Below are 20,682 nucleotides of genomic sequence, written 5' to 3'. Positions count from 1 at the left end.
TGTCGAAGAATGCCGTCACACCGCCTACTGCTGCACGTAGTTCGCCGAATTGTGCTTCTTCATCACCTCGTCGAAGCGGCGGGCGAAGGCGTCGTCGGCGAGTTTCTTGCGGCGCTGGATGTCGGCGGTGGCCACCATATTCTTCTCGTGCATCTCCAAGAGATCGCCGATGTGCTTCTGCGAAGCGGCGCCGATGCCGGCCATCGTCTCCTCGGCCGTGTTGTCGACCTGGCTGCCCAGCGTGTTGATCTTGTGGGCAACGTCCTGCTGGGCGGCCGTCTTCAGCGAGTCTTCCAGAGCTTTGTAGAGCACGATGCGCTGCTCGGTGTCGATTGTCAGCTTGTTGATCAGCGTCGACTGCGCGGCGATCTGGTTGTTGAGGGAATCGACAAACGTCTGAAACATCGAGGTGTAGCGCTCCAGCGTCTGGCTTTCGGCCAGCAGCTCCTGCTCCTTGGCCTGCTTCTCGTTGTACTCGGTCGCCATCTTCGAACGCTCGCCCTCGAGCTGGGTGCGTTCCTTCTGGCTGGTCGAGGCGGCGATCTTGTTCTCGATGTCGAGCAGCATCGGGTTGAGTTCCTCGATGCGTTTCTGCACCGCCTCGAGATTGGTCATAGTCGCCTTGCGGCGCTCGATCACCTGCGACAGGCTAGCTTCGGAGGTCTTGTAGCGCTGGTCGAGGATCTGCTTCTGGGCTTTCAGGATGCCGACGATGGTGTCCGATTTCGCCAGCAGCTCCTGCAAATTTCCGGCGAGCGACATGTTGCGCACTCGGTCGGTGCGCATGCGCTGCTTGCGCTGCTCGGAGAAGACGCCGACGAGATTTTCCCAGCCGGTGTAGCTCTTCATGCTCTCGAATTCGGCGCCGAAGACATTGGTGGCGTCCTCCAGCCCGATGATCAGGTCGGCAATATTGCCTTCCATGACCTTCTGCTGTTTCAGCACGTCCTCGATGCGGGCGTTCTCGAGGTCGAAATTGGCATCGCCGATCTTCCTGTCGGCCTGCGCCAGCGTGTCGAGCACGGTTCCGGACTGCTCGATCTTGGTGCGCATGTCCTCGACGACCTGCTTGGTCTTGGCAATTTCGGCATCGAAATTCTGCAACGTCGCCATAGGGGCCTCCCGCTTCGGAATCCGGTTTCGTGTCGCACGTCGCCGAATATATGTGGGGGCTCAAGGGATTGAAAGAAGGAAGACAGGGAGACGTGGCAAAACAAAAGAATTGGCCAGGTCCTTGAAAGATAAGGCAAGCATGCTCATGCCGGAGTAATGCGCGCCGCCTTCAGGCAGCTTTAGCTGGTATGCCTTAAGCTCTTGTTTTTGCGGACAAGCTGCGGCGCTGGGAAGTGTGCAAATCTGTTGTGCCGAATCGTGACAATCAAGCGGCCATCAGCCGGCCGATGGCAGCGATTGCCCAACTTAGTCGGAAGTCGCGAGGCTCCCCGTCTCAGTTGCGGGCAAAGCCGATGAAGTCGTCGGGCGCAGCCCTGCCCATTTCCTCTTCCCAGTGCCGGCGGCAGAGCGAGACATAGACGTCCTTGCCGATCGCCACCTGCTCGCCTTGCTTTGCCACCTTGCCGTCGGGACCGAGGCGAACGACCATCGTCGCCTTGCGGCCGCAGCGGCAGATGGTGCGCACTTCGCGCAGATCGTCGGCGATGGCGAGCAGCGCGCGCGAGCCGGAAAACAACTTGCCTTGGAAATCGGTGCGCAGGCCGTAGCACATGACCGGGATGTTCAGCCGGTCGGCGATGCGGGCCAACTGCCAGACCTGCTCCTCCTCGAGGAACTGCGCCTCGTCGACGAATATGCAATGCACGGTGGTGTGCTCATGATGCTCGGCGACGCGGGCGTAGAGATCGTCGCCGTCGCGGAACATCTCGGCCTCGGTCTCGAGACCGATGCGCGACGAGATCAGTCCCTTGTCGCCGTTGCGATAATGGCCGGCGACGAACAGCATCGTCGTCATGCCGCGTTCGCGATAGTTGTAGGATGCCTGCAGGAGCATCGTCGTCTTGCCGGCATTCATCGTTGCGTAGTTGAAGTAGAGCTTGGCCATATGGGTGTTTAAGCTCAATTGCCGCGGGGCGGGGAAGGGGCCGCGGGCTCCTTCCACCAAAAAAGCGGGCCCGCCGGAAAGCGCGGCATGTCGCTGAATGGCAAGCGCGCGCCGTTGATCGCGGTGTGGAACCGCTTGAAACCGCATCAAAATGGTGTTTGGCTGGCGAAACAAGGCGGGCGCAAGAACCGTGACTTCGCGCCGCTTTAAAAAACCGCAATGGGAGAAAGTTCATGTCGCGTATGAAATCCTTCGTCGCCGGCCTCGGGCTGGCGGCGCTTCTGTCCACGACCGCGGCCTATGCCGGCGATCCGGCGAGCTGCAAGGCCGTGCGACTGTCCGATGTCGGCTGGACCGATATCCAGGCAACCACCGGGGTGGCTTCGGTGCTGCTCACCGCGCTCGGCTACGAGCCGCAGGTGATCCAGCTTTCGGTGCCGGTGACTTATGCGTCGCTGAAGAACAAGGACCTCGACGTCTTTCTCGGCAACTGGATGCCGTCGATGACCAATGACATCAAGGACTATACCGCCGACGGCTCGGTCGAGACGGTAAGCACCAACCTGACCGGCGCCGGCTACGGCATCGTCGTGCCGACCTATGTCGCGGATGCGGGCGTCAAGACACTGACCGATCTCGGCAAGTTCAAGGACAAGTTCAACGGCAAGATCTACGGCATCGAGGCCGGCAATGACGGCAACCGCATCATCCTCGACATGATCAAGAATCCGAAGGACAATCTCGAAGGCTTCGAGCTGGTCGAGTCCTCGGAAGCCGGCATGCTGACGCAGGCCGAGCAGTCGATGAAGAACAATGAGTGGATCGCCTTCCTCGGCTGGACGCCGCATCCGGTGATGGGCGCCATGAAGATCACCTATCTCGACGGGATGGGCGACAGCGGTTTCGGCGCCGCCACCGTCTATACGAACACGCGCAAGGGCTACACCACCGAGTGCCCGAATGCCGGCAAGTTCATCTCCAACCTGAAATTCAATCTCGACATGGAAGGCGAGATGATGGACGCGATCCTGAAAGGCGGCGATGCCCAGACGGTCGCCACCGACTGGCTGAAGAAGCATCCGGACGCGATCGCGCCCTGGATCGCCGGCGTGACCACCTTCGACGGCGGCGATGCGGCTGCGGCCATCAAGACTGCGCTCGGGAGCTGAGCCGGCTTTGAGTCCGGCATGATCTCCGGAAAGGGGCAGCCGCTGGAAAAGGCTGCCCTTTTTCATATGCTGTGAGAAGGTGACCGCTCGGCAGGGGCGGCAAGGACCAAAGAGGGGAAAGATGGATCCGATCTCGAAATTTCTGGTCGCCTACAAGATTCCCATAGGTCCATGGGGCAAGGCCTTCTTCGGCTTCCTCACCGAGAATTTCGATACCGTCTTCAGGGCCTTTTCGAACGGCCTGAACTTCATCCTCGACGGGGCGGTGGACCTCCTGCTGATGCTGCCGCCGGTTCTGCTGGCGCTGGTCGTCGCCGTCATCGCCTGGTTCCTGCAACGCTCGCGGCCGCTCGCCATCGGGGTCTTCATCGGCCTCATCTTCATCATCAACCAGAACCTTTGGAAGCAGACGGTGCAGACACTGGTGCTGGTGGTGGCCGCCGCCGCCATGGCAATGGCGATCGGCGTGCCGCTCGGCATCTGGGCGGCGCACAAGCCGAAGGTCTACCGCGTGATGCTGCCGGTGCTTGACCTGATGCAGACGCTGCCGACCTTCGTCTACCTGATCCCGGTGCTGACGCTGTTCGGGCTGGGCAACGCGCCCGGCCTCATCGTCACCATCATCTTCGTCATCCCGACGGCGGTGCGTCTCACCCATCTCGGCATCGTCTCGGTGCCCAAGGCGATCATCGAGGCGGGCGAGTCCTTCGGCGCCACCAAGAACCAGCTTCTGTGGAAGGTCGAATTGCCCTCGGCGCTGCCCACGATCATGGCGGGGCTGACCCAGTCGATCATGCTGTCGCTGTCGATGGTGGTGTTCGCGGCGCTGATCGGCGCCGGCGGTCTGGGCACCGAAATCAACCGCGCGCTGGGCTCCCGCAAGATCGACCTCGGGCTTGAAGCAGGCCTTGCCATCGTCGTGCTCGCCATCGTGCTCGATCGCATGACCCGCATCGGCGTTGGAGGCAAGAAATGACCGTCGCCGTCGATTTCAAGAATGTCGATATCGTCTTCGGTGCCGACCAGGCGCAATCCCTCGCGCTGATCGACCAGGGCGCAACCCGCGCCGAAATCCTCGAAAAGACCGGCAAAGTGCTGGGCTGCGCCGGCGCCAACCTCACCGTGCATGAGGGCGAGATCTCGGTGCTGATGGGGCTTTCCGGCTCCGGCAAGTCGACGCTGCTGAGAGCCGTCAACCGGTTGAACGTGGTGTCGCGCGGCCAGGTGCTGGTCAATGACGGCGACCGCACGGTCGACGTGGTCACCTGCGATGAGCCGACGCTGAGACGCCTGCGGCAGAAGCAGGTGGCGATGGTGTTCCAACAGTTCGGCCTGCTGCCGTGGCGAACGGTCGAGGAGAATGTCGGCTTCGGTCTGGAGCTCGCCGGCGTGCCGGAGGCCGAGCGCAAGGCACGGGTGCAGAAGCAGCTCCAGCTGGTCCATCTCGACCAGTGGTCGAAGAAATACGCGCATGAACTTTCGGGCGGCATGCAGCAGCGCGTCGGCCTCGCCCGCGCCTTCGCCACCGAGGCGCCGATCCTGTTGATGGACGAGCCGTTCTCGGCCCTCGATCCGCTGATCCGCACCAAGCTGCAGGACGAGCTCCTGCAGCTCCAGGCGGCGCTGAAGAAGACCATCATCTTCGTCAGCCACGACCTCGAGGAGGCGCTGAAGATCGGCAGCCACATCACCATCATGGAAGGCGGGCGCATCGTCCAGACCGGCGCGCCGGAAGACATCGTGCTCAGGCCGGCCAACGACTATGTCCGCGACTTCATCGCCAATGTGAATCCGCTCTCGGTGCTCACCGCCTGGAACGTGATGCGCGACCGCCGCGATCTCGAGCAGGGCGAGAATGGCTGGGTCTGGCTCGACCGGCGCAAGACGACGCGCTTCAAGATCGACGAGCATGGCCTGGTGGCGGCGGCCGAACGCGACGGCAAGCCGGCGGTGTGGGTATCCTGCGCCGAGGTCGAGAGGCAGCCGGAGGAGGGTGCGCAGGTGTTCTGGGCCAATCCCGGCACGTCGCTGAAGACGGTGATGCTCGCCATGCACCGCTCGCAGACGGCACCGGTGGCGCTGTTCGACGAAGGCTCGCGCTTCGTCGGCGCGATCGGCATCCGCGACGTGCTGAGCGCGGTGCTCAGGCGGTAGGAGCTCGGCCTTAACTCAAGCATGAAGTGTTCGCTGGCGGGCACCTCATGCTTGATCTAGACTTGGTCGGCAGCCGGGGTGGGCCGCTCGCGCATGGGGCCGATAAAATGATCTTCCGTCAGCTTTTCGATTCCGTTTCGGGCACTTATTCCTATCTCCTCGCCAGCCGCCGCGGCGGCGAGGCACTGATCATCGATCCGGTGCTGGAGAAGGTCGAACGCTACCTGCAACTGGTCAACGAGCTCGACCTCAGACTGGTCAAAGCGGTCGACACACATCTTCATGCCGACCACATCACCGGGCTCGGCGCGCTGCGCGACAGGACGCATTGCGTCACCGTGATGGGTGAGCAGACCAAGGCCGACGTTGTGTCGATGCGGCTTGCCGACGGCGACAAGCTTGCCATCGAGGGGCTGGCGCTGGACGTCGTCTATACGCCCGGCCACACCGACGATTCCTACAGCTTCGTCCTGCCGGACCGCGTCTTCACCGGCGACACGCTGCTCATTCGCGGCACCGGCCGCACCGACTTCCAGAACGGCGATCCGCGCCAGCAATACGAATCGATCTTCGGCCGACTGCTCAAGCTTCCCGACGAGACGCTGATCTTTCCGGCACACGACTACAAGGGCGAAACCGTGTCGACGATCGGCGAGGAAAAGGCCTTCAATCCGCGCCTGCAGGTGAAGTCGGTGGACGAATACGTGAACATCATGAACAACCTGAAGCTGTCCAATCCGAAGATGATGGATGTGGCCGTGCCGGCCAACATGCGGGTGGGGCTGCATCAGGACGACATCGCCAGCCGCGGCTGGGCAGTAACCGCCGAACAGGCGCTGGCGCTGGTCGGTCGGCCCGACGTGGCGCTGATCGATCTGCGCGAGCAATCCGAACGGGATCGCCACGGCGTCATCCCCGGCGCGATCCATCTGCCCTATGCGCGGCTGCAGGAGAATATCGCCGCCGGCGGCATGCTGCACGAGCTGGCGAAATCGACAGCCAAGCAGATCCTGTTCTATTGCGCCTTCGGCGAGCGCTCGGCTATGGCCGTGCAGGCGGCGCAGGACCGCGGGATATCGAGCGCCCGCCACATCCAGGGCGGCATCGATGCGTGGCGGAAGGCCAGCGGTCCGCTGATGCACTGAGACCTGTCGATATTCAGGTGATGCCGGCCTGCAAACGCGCGTTTCCTGGTGCTCGTGTACTTCAACTACGCTCCGCTCAGGTTCTCGGAACCCGCCATTCTCGGCTCGGCCTGACCTCAATCGCAACACGCCCTTGGATGTGCCAGAAAATCAATTCAATCCGATCAGCTTCGCGCCTCTGCGGAACAGGGCTTCGCCGTCCCGGTCGAAGCGGAAGGTGGCGATGAAATCGTCCGCCCGATAGTCGGGCCACGTGGTGCGGATCGCGGCGGCGAAGTTTCGTGCCTCGTCCTGGCGGCCGGCCAGCGCCAGGCAATGCGCGGCGATCGCCAGGATGATGACATGCGCGTTGGGCCTGGCCGCAGCTTTCAGCGCCCATTCGGCGGCTTCATCGTATTCGCCCAAGCGTGCATGGGCCATGGCCCGCGCGCCCATCATGCCGAACAGCAATGGGTCAAAGGGGCTGAGATGGCGCGAGTGATCGGAGGAGCCGATCGCAGATTGCGGATCGCCCGACTGCGAATGGACAAAGGACAGGGCATAGTGGCCGAGCGCGAAGTTCGGGCTGAGGTCGACGGCCTTCGCCAGCTCAAGCAGCGAGCCGTCCTGCTCGCCGCGCAGCCACAAGGCGCGGCCCATCGCCCAGTGCGCGGCCGGATTGCGGTCATCGACCAGGAGGCTGTGACCGGCAGTTGCAAAAGCCAGCGACGCCTCACGGTCGCGATCGCCCCAACGCTGAAAGGCATTCTGCCAATGCGTGAAGGAGAGGCCTGCATAGGCTCGGGCGAAGGTCGGGTCGAGCTTCAGGGCGTCATTGAAGAACAGCTGCGCCAGTTCGTTTTCCTGGCGGGTGAAGCGGTACATGTGCCAGAGCCCGCGATGATAGGCTTCCCACGCATTCAGCGAATTCGGCGCCTTAAGCATTGCCCGGTTTCGCTCGACGGTCGCGATCTCGGCGGCGATCGAAGAGACGATGCTGTTGCCGATGTCGTCTATCACCGTGAAGATCTCGTCCGGCCTGTGCTCGAAGGTCTCGGCCCACACAATCCTCGCGGTGCGGACCTCGACGAGCTCGACCGAGACGACCACCCTGCCCGAAAGGCTGCGGACCGAGCCTGTCGCCACATAGTCGACATTCAGCCGGCGCCCGGCGTCCTCCGGCGCGATGTCCTTCTCGGCCAGCGCGAAAACCGATCCGCGGGCAATGACGAAGAAATCGCGAAGCTTGGCGAGCCGCGTTATGATGTCGTGGGTCAAGCCATCGGCAAGCCCGCCACGGAAATTGACGGCGCTTTCCGCGAACGGCATCACCGCCAACGAGGCCCGGCGCACCGATGCGGGTTCGGATTCGACGGCAACGATCGGTGCTTGTGGGGCCGGAAGAGCTAGTCCGGATCGCGCGCATGGCGTTGCGCTGGAATGGCGTGCCTTGATCTCGTGCCATGCTTCCCGCAACGGAGCGACATCCAGCTCCTCGGAGCGGAAGAGTTCCGCCGCGGTTGCAATATGCTCCTCACCGGCGCCGATCTGTCCCCGCCGCGCAAGGTTTTCCAGCAGCGCCACATGGGCGCGGCCATCGAAGGGCGCGAGTTCCAGCCATCTGTCCAGATAGGCGCCCGCTTCATCGGCTCCCTGGGGGAGCAGGCCGATGATGTGCTCCAGAACGGCGATGTGGCACGAGCTGAAACGGCGGCGTTGCGCGGTCAGCCAACTGGTGAAATGCGGGCTCCGATCGAGCTCCAGCCCGTCAAGGAAATCGCCGGCGAAGAGCTGCGCAAGCGTCCGAAGACGCCCGAGGCTGAGCGTCTCGATCCCTTCGGCGACCGCTGCGGCGGCTTCGACGGCATCGACGTTCGTATCGGCAAGACGAAGCGCCACGGTGTCGCCCTCGGTCTCGACCCTCTGCCGGCCCGGTTGGTTAAGCGCGCCGCGAAGCTTGCTCAGGCACCAGCGAAGCTCGCCGCGAGGATCGTTCGGCACGTCCCACAGAAGCTCGCAAAGCCGGCTGCGGCTGACGGGATGTGGCGCGAGCGCCAGATAGGCCAGCAACGCGCGCAACTTGCGCGAAGAAGGCAATTTAACCGGCTCGCCGCCACGCGCGATCGTCAGTTGCCCAAGCAGTCGCAAGGACAGGGCGGCGGCAGTGTCGTTCGGGCTCGATCGGCTGGATTCCACGTATGTTCCCACGCTTTCTCCAACGCTCACCAGTTGGTCCATGTTCTATCACCAAAGACGACAGGAAGCATCCGGCAGCCCAATTCCATGCCGGAATGCCGCCGTTGCCGCATTCGCGGCAGGTCAAGCAACCTAACGCGGCAAGGTGTCGAAACCGCGCCGCCCAAGCCGCCGGTCTGTAACCGGCGCGTGAGATCGCGAGGAGAAAAGCCCATGTTGCAGAAGTTGAAAATCAGGACCACTGCCGGTCGCGGCCGGCTGTTCGACAGCATTCTCGACACCGTCGGCGACACGCCGGTCATCCGTATCAACAATCTCGGCCCCGGCCACGCGACCATCTATGTGAAGGCCGAGTTCTTCAATCCGGCGGCCTCGGTGAAGGATCGGCTGGCGCTCAACATCATCGAGGAAGGCGAGCGTAGCGGCAAGCTGAAGCCGGGCCAGACCGTCGTCGAGGCGACCAGCGGCAACACCGGTATCGGCCTTGCCATGGTCTGCGCGCAGAAGGGCTACCCGCTGGTGGTGACGATGGCCGACAGCTTCTCGATCGAGCGCCGCAAGCTGATGCGCATGCTTGGCGCCAAGGTGGTGCTGACGCCGCGCGCCCAGAAGGGTTTCGGGATGTACAAGAAGGCGGTGGAACTCGCCAACGCCAACGGCTGGTTCCTGGCGCGCCAGTTCGAGACGGAAGCCAATGCCGCCATCCACGAGGCGACCACGGCGCGCGAGATCATCAACGATTTCGCAGGGTCGCGCCTCGACGTGCTGGTCACCGGCTACGGCACCGGCGGGACCGTGGCCGGCGTCGGCCGGGTGCTGCGCCGCGAGCGGCCGGATGTCCGCATCGTGCTTGCCGAACCGGCGAACGCGCAGCTTATCGGCAGCGGCAAGCCGCAGGAGCGTGGCCAGGGCGGTGCGCCGTCCGCCAGCCATCCGGCCTTCGAGCCGCATCCGATCCAGGGCTGGACGCCGGACTTCATCCCCAACGTGCTGCAGGAGGCGATCGACAAGCGCTACTATGACGATGTGGTGCCGATCGCCGGCCCGGAGGGCATTAAATGGGCCAAGGCCCTGGCGCAGCAGGAAGGCATCTTCACCGGCATTTCAGGCGGCGCCACCTTCGCCGTCGCGCGCCAGATCGCGGGCACCGCTCCGGCGGGCTCGGTGATCCTGTGCATGCTGCCCGACACCGGCGAGCGCTACATGTCGACCCCGCTCTTCGACGGCATCGAGGCTGAGATGGATGCCGAGGAGACGGCACTGTCGCGCTCGACACCAGGCTGCCAGTTCGACGCCTGAAGACAAATCGCGGCGCTGCTGTCCACTCGGATGGCGGCGCCGCGCGACGATCCAGGAATGATCGCGGGGGAGCAGCGAATGGACACTATGCAGGAAACAGCGGTGATGGATGAGACGCTCGACCCGCCAGACTGGGCCGAGATGCAGGCCCTGTCGCATCGGATCGTCGAGGATGCCGTCGCTTATCTCAAGGATGTCCGGGACCGTCCGGTGTGGCGCCAAATGCCGGTCGAGGTTCGCGCCTTCTTCTCGGCGCCGCTGCCGCGCTCGCCGGCACCGATAGCCGACGTCTATGGCGATGTCGCCCGCAACGTCATGGCCTATCCGATGGGCAACATCCATCCGCGCTTCTGGTCCTGGTATATGGGGTCAAGCAATTTCACGGGCGCGCTGGGCGATTTCCTGGCGGCGATCCAGGGCTCGAACCTCGGCGGCGGCAATCACGCCGCCGGGCTGATGGACAGCCAGGTGGTCGACTGGTGCAAGGAGATGGTGGGCTTCCCGGCTTCGGCCAGCGGCACGCTTGTCAGCGGCGGCTCGATGGCCAACCTCATCGGTTTGACCGTGGCGCGCAATGCCAAAGCAGGCGTCGACGTGCGCGAAAGGGGTGTCGGGGCGATCCCAAAACCGTTGCGCTTCTACGCCTCGGACCAGGTCCATTCCTGCCACCGCAAGGCCATGGAAGCGCTCGGCCTCGGCAACCGGGCGCTGCGGCGGGTCTCGACCGACGCCGATCTGCGCATCGATGTCGATGCCCTCAAGACCGCCATCGCGGAAGACCGCGCGGCAGGTTTCAAGCCGGCTTGCATCATCGGCACCGCAGGAACCGTCAACACGGGCGCGATCGACGACTTGCGGGCGCTGGCCGTGTTGGCGGCAGAGGAAGACCTCTGGTTTCATGTCGATGGCTGCATCGGCGCCCTGATCGCCATCGCGCCTGAAAACAGATCGCTCGTCGCCGGCATCGAACGCGCCCATTCCGTCGCGCTCGACCCGCACAAATGGCTGCACGCGCCCTTCGAAGCGGGCTGTGCGCTGGTTCGCGACGCCGTCGCCCACCGCAACGCCTTCGCCGTCACGCCGGAATATCTGGAATCGACGCCGCGTGGCCTCGCCTCAGGGCAATGGCTGCACGACTATGGCCTGCAGACATCGCGCGGTTTTCGCGCGCTCAAGATCTGGATGTCGCTCAAGGAGCATGGCATCGAGAAATTCGGGCGGCTGATCGACCAGAACATCGCCCAGGCCGGCTATCTGACCGAGCTGATCCGGGTCGAGGCGGCGCTCGAGCTGACGGCGCCGACCACCATCAACATCGTCTGCTTCCGCCATCGCCTGGACGGCGCCTCCGAGGAACAGCTCAAGTCGTTCAACACCGAAATCATGCTCAGGCTGCAGGAAGAAGGCATTGCAGCCGTGTCCGACACCACGGTGCACGGGCAGCACTGCCTGCGGGTCGCGATCACCAACCACCGCACCCGCCGCGACGACCTCGATCTCCTGCTGCGTGAGACGCTTCGCATCGGAGCGGAAATCAAGACCGCGGCGCTACCAGACTGACGAGAGAGCGCCAAGACATGTCATTCCGGGAGGCCGGCCAGCCGTAGCGCCTCGACATATTTGGCGAAATATTCTGGCCTGATCTGCCCTACCCGATGCTTGAGGTTGGAAAGCTTCAGTTGCGGGTCGAGCTCCAGCGAGCGCGCGATGTGCCTGCTCGCGGCATCCAGCCTGCCGGCCATGGCGTTGCTGGCGGCCGCCACACGCAGGCCGGTGAGATAATAGGGCTGCGCGCGCGACGCCGCCTCGGCGAGCGGCCAGGCGGCGTCGTAGCGGCCGGCCACGAAGTGAGCGAAGGCAGTGAAGGTCTGCATGAAGAAGGTCAGCGGATCGAGCGGGCTCAGCCGCCTTGCCCGCGACATGTGCTCGATTGCGATGTCCGGGTCGTCATGGCAGGCCTTGAGGCAGCCGCTGGCGCTCCAGGCGGCTGCGCAGTTCGGGTTGAGCACGAGCGCGCGGTCGGCCAGTGCCGATCCGGCCTCGTAATCGCCGGTGACATAACCCAGCGCCAGGCCGCTGAAAGCCAGCGCCACCGCATCGTCCTTGCCGGCGATAGCCACGTCGCCGACCAGCCTGGATACCTCGGCTGTTTCCTTCTGCCGGTCGATCATCCAGCCATTCGCCATGCGCCAGAAATAGCACCAGGCGGCAGCGCCTTCCGCGGCGGCAAAATCGGGGTCGAGCTGGATGGCCCTGTAGAACTGTGGCAACGCCTCCTCCAGCCCTTCTCTCGTCCAGCGGTAAAGGCTCGCCATGCCGCGCAGATAGTGGTCATAAGCGTCGAGGCTCTCGGTGGGCTTGCGCTTGGCGCGCGCCATCTCGGCCTGTTCGAGTCTGGGTGAAATTGCGCCGATGACACTGGAGGCAACGAGGTCCTGCAGTTCGAACACTTCCGAGACATCGCCTTCGAAGCGGTCGGCCCAGAGATTTACTCCCGCCGACGCCTCGATAAGCTGACCTGCCACCCGAAGCCGGCTGCCGGCCTTGCGGACACTGCCCTCCAGCACATAGCGCACCCCGAGCTCGCGTGCCACGCGGGTGACGTCAACCGCCTGGCCCTTGTAGGCGAAGGCGGAATTCCGCGCGATCACGAACAGCCAGCTGACATGCGACAGCGCCGTCGTGATCTCCTCGACAACGCCGTCAGTGAAATATTCCTGCTCGGCGTCGCCGCTCATGTTCTGGAACGGCAGGACCGCGATCGACGGCTTTTCCGGCACCGAAACGACAGGGCGATGCGCCTTCGCTTCCAGGCGGGAAAGTTCGGCCTCGGGCTGGCCATAGTCGGCTATCGAACCCTTCAGCTCCATTGGCGCCTCGATGCGTTCGATCAGCGCCCGCGTCGCTTCCTCAGGCTCGACACCGAGCTCGCGCTTGAGCGCTTCCTTACAGGCCAGGAACTGACGAAAGGCGTCGTTGGTCCGGCCGTGGCGGCGGAAGACGCGGATCAGGGCGCGGTGGGCCTGCTCGGCGCATGGGTCGGACGTCACTAGCCGCTCAGCCAGTCTTTCGCAGGCCTGCTCCTCGCGTTCACCGAGTTCCGGCAGGAGGCTCAGCCGTTCGGCCAGGTCCAACGCCTTGCGGGTGTAGTTCGCCCGAAGCGGCACAAGCCATTCGTCGATTTCGCCGGGGGATGGCAGTCCGTCGAGCAGGTCACCCCGGTACAGGTCGGCAGCTGCCGCGAGGCTCGCGCCGTCATCGGCCTGGCAGTTCCGGTCGAAAATCCAGATGTCGGCCTCGTTGTCATTCGCCACCACCCAGATGGTGTCGGCATTGCCTTCGATGCGAATGGCCTCGTTGCCGGTGGACGGAAACAGCCGCCTGATGTCGACCAGGGCCTGGCGCAGGCTGTTTCGCGCCTGCTGCTCGCCGCTGCCGGTCCACAGCATCGCCGCCACCTTCTCGCGGCGAAGCCCTTTCGGGCCGGCCAGAACCAGCGCGGCAAAGAGCAGCGACGTCTTGCGCGTCGCGAAGTGCAGAGGTTGCCCGCCTGCGGAGACAACCTCGATGCCGCCAAGCAATCGAATGTACATCCGGGGCCCCGTGAAACAGCGTTAAGCAGAATACCATGTCCCGCCGCCGACTTAACGACGATTTTGCGGGCTTTTTCCTGCGGTTTCACGCCTGGACGAACGTTGCCAAAGCGCGCCGATGAGACACTGCCCTCGTGAGTTCGAACGAGGGAGAATGACAATGACCTACATCAATATCAGAACCTGCCAGCCGAGCACCCGAGTTGCCGGCACGCTCGCCGCCAAGATCGCGTTAATCTTCGCCGGGTTCCAGCGCCGGTATCAGGACGCCATGCAGCGCAGGGCTTTGGCCGGTCTGTCCATTTCGGAGCTGAAGGATTTCGGCTATCCGGCCGATGAAGCCCCCGCGGATGCTGCGGCGCGCAGCCGCACCGCCGGGCGCCGCCCGCTGCGGTGAATCCGTCGCTACTCCCGGAATTCAGGCCAGCGGCGCGCCCGGCAGATAAAGCGCAATCGGCCGGATCTCGTAGACGGCGGTGGGATTGACGCGCCTGAGATCGCGCGCCACCGCTATCGCCTCGTCCTGGTTGGCGCAATCCAGCACATAGAGGCCCAGCAACTGCTCCTTGGTCTCGGCAAAGGGGCCGTCGATCACCATGCCGTCGCCCCGACCGCGCAGCGTGACGGCTTTCGCCGTCTCCCCCAGCCTTGCCGCCGGGCCCAGCTTGCCGGCGCGGGTCAGCCTGTCGTTGATCTCGAGCAGGTCTTTCATGACGGCTGCATCCTCGTCGGGCGTCCAGGACTGGACGGTCTCTTCGACGTGATAGGCAAGGATTGCGTAGAACATGGTTCGGTTCCTCGTGCGGGGATCCGAAAATCAGAATCGATTTTTGCGTCGCTGACCTTCGGTTCGGTAAGGGTCATGCACCAAATTGAAGTGCTACAGCATCCCGCGTCCTGGAGGACGCACGGCGCTTTAGGGCGGGCTGCACTATCACAAGGATGGCGCGGCTGATCCAGTCCTCTGGAGCAGCCGGGAAAGCGCTTGCTGACTCAAGCTGCCAGCGGCAGGCGCAGCTCCGTCAGCAGGCCGCCGCCGGGATGGTTGGAAAGGCTGATCTCGCCGCCGGCGCCGCGGGCGATGTTGCGGGCGATGGTCAGGCCGAGGCCGAGCCCGCCGGTCTCGCGGTTGCGCGACTGTTCGAGGCGCACGAAGGAACCGAACACCTGATCCAGCTTTGCCTGCGGAATGCCCGGCCCTTCATCGCGGATGCTGAGCGTGATTGTATCGCCAGAGCGCTGCACGCCGATATGCGCCTTCTTGCCATAGGTGACGGCGTTCTGGACTAGATTGGTGATGCAGCGGCGCAGCGCCACCGGCCGCGCGATGCAGACCAGGCCGCGCGACGGCGTGGCGTCCTCGTCGAACGAAGCGTCCTCGAACATGTCGGCGACCGCCTCCACCAGCGACCAGAAGTCGATCCGCTCGGCCTTTTCCTCGGTGACCTCGAATTTGGCGAAGTCGATCACCGAGCTTGCGATGCTCTCGATGTCGGCAAGGTCATGCGCCAGCGCTTCACGGGCCGGCGATTTGCGCAGCAGCTCGAGACGCAATCGCATCCTGGTCAGCGGCGTCCGCAGATCATGCGCCAGTGCCGCCGCCAGGTGCTCGCGGTCCTCGACATAGTCGCGCAGGCGCATCTGCATGGCGTTGACCGCCTTTGCCGCGGCGCGGATTTCGCGGCTGCCGGTCTCGGCGATGGGCGGGCTTTTGAGGTCCTTGCCGATGCGGTTCACCGCGGTCTCCATCATGCGATAGGGTGCGGTCAGCCGGCGCAGCGACCAGATCGACATCACGATGATCAGTCCCGCTATCAGCGAATAGAGCGGTAGGCTGTCCCAACTCAGGATCGGCCCAGCCGGCGTGATCGGCTCGGTGAAGTTCAGCCACTGGCCGTCGGAAAAGCGCAGCGACGCCGTCAGCTTGTCGCTCTGGGCGAAATCCGCGGCCAGCACCAGCAGATCGCGTTCGACCTGGCCGACATCCTTGTTCATCACCTGGCCGTCCGGGACATCGGCTTCCTGCGTTGCCGGATCGCGCCGCACACGCGCGTCGGTGATGCCGAACTTGGACAGGCGGCCGACCAGGATGTCCTCCAACTCGGCTAGCTGGTCATCGCCGGCGATCGAGGAAGTGACGGCGGGGGTGTCCGAAACGGTCAATGCGTAGGTGGCATTGAACAGACCGGAAGCGGTCGTCTTGCGTTCTTCAGGCGTGGCGTCATGCATAAGCTGCACCAGCGAATAGGCGCGGTCGTTCAGCCGATAGAGATCAACCACATCGTTGGCGGCGGCGCGGTCGCGCGCCACGATATAAAGCGTCGCGACCTGGCTGATCATCAGGCCGGCAATGACGATGAGCAGAACCCAGACAGGCAGGGTTTGCGGCAGCAAGCGTCTCATTCGGAGGTCGTTTCGGGCAGAAACTGATAGCCACCGCTGCGAACAGTCAAGATCAGTTTCGGCGTCTTGGGATCGTCCTCCATCTTGCGGCGCAGGCGGCTGACCAGGATGTCGACGCTGCGATCGAAGCTGTAACCGGTGTCGCCGCCGGACAACTCGATGAGCTGCTCGCGGGTGAGAACGCGTTGCGCGCTCTTGACGAAGGTCTGCAGCAGGTTGAACTCCGCCATCGTCAGTTCCACCCGCACGTCGTCGGGCGCCGTCAGCCGGCGGCGCGAGCAATCCATGGTCCAGCCGGCAAAGCGGTAGATCTGCTTGGCTGTGGGCCGGCGCGGCTCGGCCGTGCCGTTGCGCCTCAGCACCGCTCGGATGCGGGCGAGCAATTCGCGCGGATCGAAGGGTTTCGGCACATAGTCATCAGCCCCCATCTCGAGCCCGACGACGCGATCCGTCGTCTCGGTCACCGCGGTCAGCATGATGATCGGTGTCGTGTGATTGGCGCGGATCTCGCGGCACAGTTCCAGCCCGCTTTTACCGGGAAGCATCACATCGAGCACGATCAGGTCGACCTGCGCCCGGCGCAGGATCGACTCCATCTCGGTGCCGTCGGCGGCCACTGTCGTGCGCAGCCCCCGCTTCTGGAAAAACTCCTGAAGCAGGTCGCGTATGCCCTTGTCGTCATCGACGATCAGTATGTGCGAGTCGGATTTCACGAGAACCCCGCGATTTGTGTAGCCAAGCTGCCCTTCTGTGATCACCCACACGATAGAATTCGGGCCACATCTTGGCCAGTGGCGGCGACGTGGGACGGAATGGCTTCCCCAGAAACAATTCAGAAACAAAATTCTACACTCGGGAAAAACTCGTGAAAAATTTCAAGGGCATAACTGCTGCCGTGGCGGTCAGGTCATCGGCTGCGACGCAAGTTTCCGGAGTAACGGGCAAGACCGATGCAGAGGTTCTGGATCAGCGCGATGGGTGCTTTGCTTAGCATGTCGCTCATCACAGCCGCAATCGGGGCCTCCAACGCAAAGGTAACGCCGCTGACCCGGACCGAGCGCTGCACCAATCTCAACCGTCAAGTTGACGAAGCCCTCGAAACCCATGCCGCGGCAACGCAGGTCACCGCGGCGAAGGCACTTCAAAGAAAGGGAAACCGGTTCTGCGCTGCCAAGAAACAGGCGCAGGGCATCCGGATGCTCGCAAACGCTTTGAAGCTGCTTGGAGTGACACCGATCGACCCGGTTCAGTGACGCTCAACTCCTCGACCCGCATGAAAAAGGAAATGAAGCCATGACAAAGTCCCTCCTCTCCGCCCTCGGCCTCGCTGTTGCTCTCGCTTTCTCGATGCCGGCTGTCAGCAACGCCGCCGCCACGACGACCGCCGCTCCGGCCGCCTCGACCACGACCACGGCTCCGGCCGCTGACGCTACGGCGAAGACCGCTCCGAAGAAGGTCGCCGCCAAGAAGGCCTGCAAGGTGACCAAGACCCACAAGTGCCCGGTCAAGAAGGCCCCGAAGAAGGACGCGAAGAAGTCCTAATCCAGGCTTCGATCCCGATCTTTCAAGACCGCTCCGGCCGAAACCGGCCGGGGCGGCTTCCAGCGGCCGAATCCTGACACCGGCAGCTTGCGCCGCGCCACTTCCTTAACCCGATCGCAATGCCGGTGCCGTAGGACAATCCGCATGAAGAAGCGGCTTTCGTCCATGATGCGCTCGCTGGCTCTCGGCGGCTTGGTTGCCACCGCGGCAGCAAGAGCGCTGATCATCTTAACAGCCAGCCCAGTGCCGGATCCCGCCAGCGGCAGGACCGAGCCGGAACTTTTCGCGCCGGCCATCTCATCGAGCTTCGACTACATCACGCCGGCACAGAGCTGGGTCCTGATCGTGCTGACGGGCGCGACGCTGATCGGCATCGCCGCCTGGATGATTGGCGCGTTCATGGAGCGCGGTTCCAACATGGACGACGGTGCGTCGCACGATCGGTCGGCAGGGGCGTTGAAGCGCAAACAGCGCTATCCCACATAAGCCTTCATCGTCCCTCGATTCTCCGCTCTCCAGCGGACAAATGGACAAATGCTTCCCTGCCTGAGGAAGTGCAAGCCAGACCCAGTTTCCAACTGGTGAATTCCAATGCCTGAGACCGTCCTTAAACCGCGTACCAAGACGCAGCCGAAGACCGAGCGGCCGAAGCTCTACAAGGTCATCCTGGTCAATGACGACTTCACGCCGCGGGAGTTCGTGGTGACGGTGCTTAAAGGCGAGTTCAAGCTCAGCGAGGATCAGGCGCATCGCGTGATGATCACCGCGCATACGCGCGGCGTCTGCGTGGTCGCCGTCTTCACGCGCGACGTTGCCGAGACCAAGGCCGCGCGAGCAACCGACGCCGGTAAGGCCAAGGGCTATCCGCTGCTGTTCACGACCGAGCCGGAAGAGTAGGGCGGCTCTGCCTCGCCCGTGTCCTGGAGAGGGAAAGCGAGGCCGCCGGCCGAGCAGGGTGAGGGTGGGGGCAAGCGCCGTATTTGATTGTTGCGCGCCGCCCCTCATCCGCCCTTTCGGGCACGTTTCCCCGGAAGGGGGAGAAGGAAAAGGCTCTACCTTCCTTCTCGATACCACATCGAGCCGATGGCCAGGAGCAGCAAGCCGAGGCCGAGGAAGCCGCCGAACAGCGGCACGCGCGAGACGGCCTTCAGCGTGCTGTCGTCGGTGGTGCGCAGCCCGATCCAATCGTTCCCCGATGCCGCCCCCGAGGAGCGGACAGGTACGATCGAAGGCAATGCCACACCGCCGGCAAGATCGCCAAGCATGGAGGATGGCGCGAGCCGGCGCACGCTGCCGCCGGTCGCCTCGGCCGGTGCCTTCAGCCTGTCCTCGGTGGAAACGACATCGGCGAATTCAGGCGCATTGATCGGGCCGACATGGGCAAGCGCGGTGAGGTCGCCGTTGCCGACCTGATAGAGGCCGATCTCGCTGGTCTGCAGGCTGCCCGTGAAAATCCCTGGTTCGGCTTTTTCCAGCTTGACCGTCATCGTCTTGCCGGAAGGCGTGATCACCTGGGCGGGGCCGGGATCGTCGCTCATCGTCTGGCGGCGGATTTCCAGCACCATGCCGCGGCCGTCGGCGGTCAGCCGCTCTTCTTCAAGTTCGGGTTCCTTCATCAGCCAATGGGCGATGCGCCGATAGAGCTGGACATGCGGCCCGCCGCCTTCGAATCCGCGCGCCCACAGCCAGCCCTGATCGGAAAGCAGCATGCCGACCCGGCCTTCGCCCTTGCGGTCGAGCACAAGCAGGGGGCGGTCGTCGGCCCCTTTCATCACCACCGCGCCCTCGGGATTCTTGACGCCGATGGTGCGGAACCAGCGGCTCCAGCGCGGCGGATCGGCGGCGGAGCCGTCGAGCCCGCGCGTGACCGGGTGGCGCTGGCCGAGATCGGTGAGACGCGGATAGAAGGCCTTATCGACGACCTCGCCGCTCGGCATCGCGGGCAGGGCCGACATCAGTGGCGTTCGGGCGATGGAGCTTTCGCCGGCATATTCGGGGCCGGCGGCAATCAGCAGCGCGCCACCCTTTTCGACATATTCGGAGATGTAGTCGTAATAGAGGATCGGCAGCACGTCGCGGTGTTGATAGCGATCGAAGATGATCAGATCGAAGTCCTTGATTTTCTCGACGAACAGCTCGCGCGTCGGAAAGGCGATCAGCGACAGCTCGTTGATCGGCGTGCCGTCCTGCTTTTCCGGCGGTCGCAGAATGGTGAAGTGGACGAGGTCGACCGAAGCGTCGGATTTCAACAGGTTGCGCCAGGTGCGCTCGCCGGCATGCGGCTCGCCGGAGACCAGAAGCACGCGCAGATGATCGCGAATGCCGTCGACCAGCGCGATGGCGCGGTTGTTGGTGTCGGTCAACTCCCCCGGCTCGTGGTCGATCGAAAGCTGGACGATGTTGCGGCCCGCGTTGGGAATGGTGACTTCAAGCTTCATCGGCTGACCGATGGTCGCATGCTCGACAGAGACCTGCTCGCCATTGACCGAGACCCGCACGTCGACCGGGCCGCCCTGACCTTCGGTGGAAAGCACCCGATAGCTCATGTCGAGCGGCTTGCCGACGAGGCCAAAGCGCGGCGCGTTCTCGAAGCGGATGCGGCGGTCCTTCTCGTGCTCGTTGCCCGTGATCAGCGCATGGAGCGGCGCGTTGAATTCCGGAGCGCCGGCTGGCGCGTCATGCACCTCGCCATCGGTGATCATGATGGCGCCGCCGATGCGCGAGGGCGGCACATCGCGGAAAGCGCTTTCCAGCGCGCCGAACAGCCTGGTTTCCGTGCGCTCATCGGCGGCCTCGGATTTGCCGGCCTCGACGACGCGGACGTCGAATTGCTTGAAGCGGCCGAGGCGCTGCTGAAGGCCCCTCAGCGCTTCGTCGGTCTGCTTGGTGCGGTCGCCGATGTCCTGGCTCTGGCTGCGATCGACGATGACCGCGACGACGCTCTTCAATGCCTCGCGTTCCTCGTCGAGGAAAACGGGATTGAGCAGTGCCGCGCCCAGCGCAAGCAGGGCGATGAAGCGCAGGACAGAGCCGCGCTGACGAAACCACAGGCCGACCAGCGCGAGCAGCGCGAGCGGCACGATGACGACCCAGAACAGCGGCCAGGAAACGAGCGGCTCGAAGGAGATCGACCAGTTCATGAA

Annotated in this window: 20 protein-coding genes; 12 read left to right on the top strand and 8 right to left on the bottom strand. The window is 63.9% G+C overall.

Annotated features, from left to right (window positions below; all coding sequences use genetic code 11):
• Positions 1-24: 24 nt before the first annotated feature.
• Positions 25-1,113, bottom strand: a complete 1,089-nt coding sequence (locus P9230_RS06845) for a hypothetical protein (protein ID WP_095801837.1) — start codon at positions 1,111-1,113, stop codon at positions 25-27.
• Between the two features lie 334 nt (positions 1,114-1,447).
• A complete protein-coding gene (locus tag P9230_RS06840; protein ID WP_066994253.1) occupies positions 1,448-2,059 on the bottom strand; it encodes a thymidine kinase in 612 nt (203 codons plus the stop codon).
• Positions 2,060-2,146: 87 nt separating this feature from the next.
• On the opposite strand from P9230_RS06840, the gene P9230_RS06835 reads away from it, so the two are divergent.
• The 5 genes from P9230_RS06835 (at position 2,147) to P9230_RS06815 (ending at position 6,527) form a co-directional block, all read left to right on the top strand.
• Positions 2,147-2,269, top strand: a complete 123-nt coding sequence (locus tag P9230_RS06835) for a hypothetical protein (RefSeq protein ID WP_259979959.1) — start codon at positions 2,147-2,149, stop codon at positions 2,267-2,269.
• Positions 2,270-2,292: 23 nt separating this feature from the next.
• Positions 2,293-3,228, top strand: coding sequence for a choline ABC transporter substrate-binding protein (locus P9230_RS06830; RefSeq protein ID WP_066994256.1), 936 nt, complete (start codon positions 2,293-2,295; stop codon positions 3,226-3,228).
• Positions 3,229-3,349: 121 nt separating this feature from the next.
• Positions 3,350-4,204: a choline ABC transporter permease subunit gene (gene choW / locus P9230_RS06825; protein WP_066994259.1), complete on the top strand. Its 855-nt coding sequence runs from the start codon at positions 3,350-3,352 to the stop codon at positions 4,202-4,204.
• On the top strand, positions 4,201-5,382 hold the full coding sequence (gene choV, locus P9230_RS06820) for a choline ABC transporter ATP-binding protein (RefSeq protein WP_278054561.1): 1,182 nt from the start codon (positions 4,201-4,203) through the stop codon (positions 5,380-5,382). Before choW ends, choV begins: the two co-directional genes overlap by 4 nt.
• A 107-nt stretch (positions 5,383-5,489) precedes the next feature.
• Positions 5,490-6,527, top strand: a complete 1,038-nt coding sequence (locus tag P9230_RS06815) for an MBL fold metallo-hydrolase (protein WP_095823288.1) — start codon at positions 5,490-5,492, stop codon at positions 6,525-6,527.
• Between the two features lie 150 nt (positions 6,528-6,677).
• On the opposite strand, the gene P9230_RS06810 is transcribed toward P9230_RS06815, so the two are convergent.
• Positions 6,678-8,744 carry a BTAD domain-containing putative transcriptional regulator gene (locus tag P9230_RS06810; protein WP_278118031.1) on the bottom strand — a complete coding sequence of 689 codons (2,067 nt, stop codon included), beginning with the start codon at positions 8,742-8,744 and terminating at the stop codon, positions 6,678-6,680.
• Positions 8,745-8,915: 171 nt separating this feature from the next.
• On the opposite strand from P9230_RS06810, the gene P9230_RS06805 reads away from it, so the two are divergent.
• Positions 8,916-10,001 (top strand): pyridoxal-phosphate dependent enzyme, encoded by a 1,086-nt coding sequence (locus P9230_RS06805; protein WP_278118028.1) that lies wholly within the window; start codon positions 8,916-8,918, stop codon positions 9,999-10,001.
• Positions 10,002-10,079: 78 nt separating this feature from the next.
• On the top strand, positions 10,080-11,561 hold the full coding sequence (locus P9230_RS06800; RefSeq protein WP_278118026.1) for an aspartate aminotransferase family protein: 1,482 nt from the start codon (positions 10,080-10,082) through the stop codon (positions 11,559-11,561).
• A gap of 20 nt (positions 11,562-11,581) precedes the next feature.
• Here the strand turns inward: P9230_RS06800 and P9230_RS06795 are convergent, their stop codons facing one another.
• Positions 11,582-13,594: a BTAD domain-containing putative transcriptional regulator gene (locus P9230_RS06795; protein ID WP_278118024.1), complete on the bottom strand. Its 2,013-nt coding sequence runs from the start codon at positions 13,592-13,594 to the stop codon at positions 11,582-11,584.
• 160 nt (positions 13,595-13,754) lie between these two features.
• Between P9230_RS06795 and P9230_RS06790 the strand changes: the two genes are divergently transcribed.
• Positions 13,755-13,991, top strand: coding sequence for a hypothetical protein (locus tag P9230_RS06790; RefSeq protein WP_040996927.1), 237 nt, complete (start codon positions 13,755-13,757; stop codon positions 13,989-13,991).
• A gap of 21 nt (positions 13,992-14,012) precedes the next feature.
• Here P9230_RS06790 and P9230_RS06785 read toward each other — a convergent pair whose 3' ends face one another.
• The 3 genes from P9230_RS06785 to P9230_RS06775 form a co-directional block, all read right to left on the bottom strand.
• Positions 14,013-14,381 carry a YciI family protein gene (locus P9230_RS06785; RefSeq protein ID WP_278118022.1) on the bottom strand — a complete coding sequence of 123 codons (369 nt, stop codon included), beginning with the start codon at positions 14,379-14,381 and terminating at the stop codon, positions 14,013-14,015.
• A gap of 206 nt (positions 14,382-14,587) precedes the next feature.
• Positions 14,588-15,997 carry an ATP-binding protein gene (locus tag P9230_RS06780; RefSeq protein WP_095781266.1) on the bottom strand — a complete coding sequence of 470 codons (1,410 nt, stop codon included), beginning with the start codon at positions 15,995-15,997 and terminating at the stop codon, positions 14,588-14,590.
• On the bottom strand, positions 15,994-16,710 hold the full coding sequence (locus tag P9230_RS06775; protein ID WP_066994281.1) for a response regulator transcription factor: 717 nt from the start codon (positions 16,708-16,710) through the stop codon (positions 15,994-15,996). The genes P9230_RS06780 and P9230_RS06775 overlap by 4 nt, the downstream gene beginning before the upstream one ends.
• A 237-nt stretch (positions 16,711-16,947) precedes the next feature.
• On the opposite strand from P9230_RS06775, the gene P9230_RS06770 reads away from it, so the two are divergent.
• The 4 genes from P9230_RS06770 to clpS all read left to right on the top strand — a co-directional run bounded on the left by P9230_RS06770 (position 16,948) and on the right by clpS (position 18,436).
• Positions 16,948-17,250: a hypothetical protein gene (locus P9230_RS06770; protein ID WP_278087218.1), complete on the top strand. Its 303-nt coding sequence runs from the start codon at positions 16,948-16,950 to the stop codon at positions 17,248-17,250.
• 40 nt (positions 17,251-17,290) lie between these two features.
• A complete protein-coding gene (locus P9230_RS06765; RefSeq protein WP_066994288.1) occupies positions 17,291-17,539 on the top strand; it encodes a hypothetical protein in 249 nt (82 codons plus the stop codon).
• A 144-nt stretch (positions 17,540-17,683) separates the two neighbouring features.
• Positions 17,684-18,025, top strand: coding sequence for a hypothetical protein (locus P9230_RS06760; protein ID WP_245433116.1), 342 nt, complete (start codon positions 17,684-17,686; stop codon positions 18,023-18,025).
• Positions 18,026-18,130: 105 nt separating this feature from the next.
• On the top strand, positions 18,131-18,436 hold the full coding sequence (gene clpS, locus P9230_RS06755; protein WP_040989718.1) for an ATP-dependent Clp protease adapter ClpS: 306 nt from the start codon (positions 18,131-18,133) through the stop codon (positions 18,434-18,436).
• Positions 18,437-18,591: 155 nt separating this feature from the next.
• On the opposite strand, the gene P9230_RS06750 is transcribed toward clpS, so the two are convergent.
• Positions 18,592-20,679, bottom strand: a complete 2,088-nt coding sequence (locus P9230_RS06750; protein WP_278118020.1) for a hypothetical protein — start codon at positions 20,677-20,679, stop codon at positions 18,592-18,594.
• Positions 20,680-20,682: the final 3 nt, after the last annotated feature.

This window comes from Mesorhizobium sp. WSM4887 (assembly GCF_029625865.1).
Lineage (GTDB): Bacteria > Pseudomonadota > Alphaproteobacteria > Rhizobiales > Rhizobiaceae > Mesorhizobium.
The sequence above is the reverse complement of the archived record's forward strand: the minus strand, read 5'-3'. Positions and strand labels throughout refer to the sequence as shown.

Bases quoted from the DNA above. Each gene is read 5' to 3' on its own strand.
- P9230_RS06845 (WP_095801837.1), bottom strand. From the start codon at position 1,113: ATGGCGACGTTGCAGAATTTCGATGCCGAAATTGCCAAGACCAAGCAG.
- P9230_RS06840 (WP_066994253.1), bottom strand. From the start codon at position 2,059: ATGGCCAAGCTCTACTTCAACTACGCAACGATGAATGCCGGCAAGACG.
- P9230_RS06835 (WP_259979959.1), top strand. From the start codon at position 2,147: ATGTCGCTGAATGGCAAGCGCGCGCCGTTGATCGCGGTGTGGAACCGC.
- P9230_RS06830 (WP_066994256.1), top strand. From the start codon at position 2,293: ATGTCGCGTATGAAATCCTTCGTCGCCGGCCTCGGGCTGGCGGCGCTT.
- choW (WP_066994259.1), top strand. From the start codon at position 3,350: ATGGATCCGATCTCGAAATTTCTGGTCGCCTACAAGATTCCCATAGGT.
- choV (WP_278054561.1), top strand. From the start codon at position 4,201: ATGACCGTCGCCGTCGATTTCAAGAATGTCGATATCGTCTTCGGTGCC.
- P9230_RS06815 (WP_095823288.1), top strand. From the start codon at position 5,490: ATGATCTTCCGTCAGCTTTTCGATTCCGTTTCGGGCACTTATTCCTAT.
- P9230_RS06810 (WP_278118031.1), bottom strand. From the start codon at position 8,744: ATGGACCAACTGGTGAGCGTTGGAGAAAGCGTGGGAACATACGTGGAA.
- P9230_RS06805 (WP_278118028.1), top strand. From the start codon at position 8,916: ATGTTGCAGAAGTTGAAAATCAGGACCACTGCCGGTCGCGGCCGGCTG.
- P9230_RS06800 (WP_278118026.1), top strand. From the start codon at position 10,080: ATGGACACTATGCAGGAAACAGCGGTGATGGATGAGACGCTCGACCCG.
- P9230_RS06795 (WP_278118024.1), bottom strand. From the start codon at position 13,594: ATGTACATTCGATTGCTTGGCGGCATCGAGGTTGTCTCCGCAGGCGGG.
- P9230_RS06790 (WP_040996927.1), top strand. From the start codon at position 13,755: ATGACCTACATCAATATCAGAACCTGCCAGCCGAGCACCCGAGTTGCC.
- P9230_RS06785 (WP_278118022.1), bottom strand. From the start codon at position 14,381: ATGTTCTACGCAATCCTTGCCTATCACGTCGAAGAGACCGTCCAGTCC.
- P9230_RS06780 (WP_095781266.1), bottom strand. From the start codon at position 15,997: ATGAGACGCTTGCTGCCGCAAACCCTGCCTGTCTGGGTTCTGCTCATC.
- P9230_RS06770 (WP_278087218.1), top strand. From the start codon at position 16,948: ATGCAGAGGTTCTGGATCAGCGCGATGGGTGCTTTGCTTAGCATGTCG.
- P9230_RS06765 (WP_066994288.1), top strand. From the start codon at position 17,291: ATGACAAAGTCCCTCCTCTCCGCCCTCGGCCTCGCTGTTGCTCTCGCT.
- P9230_RS06760 (WP_245433116.1), top strand. From the start codon at position 17,684: ATGAAGAAGCGGCTTTCGTCCATGATGCGCTCGCTGGCTCTCGGCGGC.
- clpS (WP_040989718.1), top strand. From the start codon at position 18,131: ATGCCTGAGACCGTCCTTAAACCGCGTACCAAGACGCAGCCGAAGACC.
- P9230_RS06750 (WP_278118020.1), bottom strand. From the start codon at position 20,679: ATGAACTGGTCGATCTCCTTCGAGCCGCTCGTTTCCTGGCCGCTGTTC.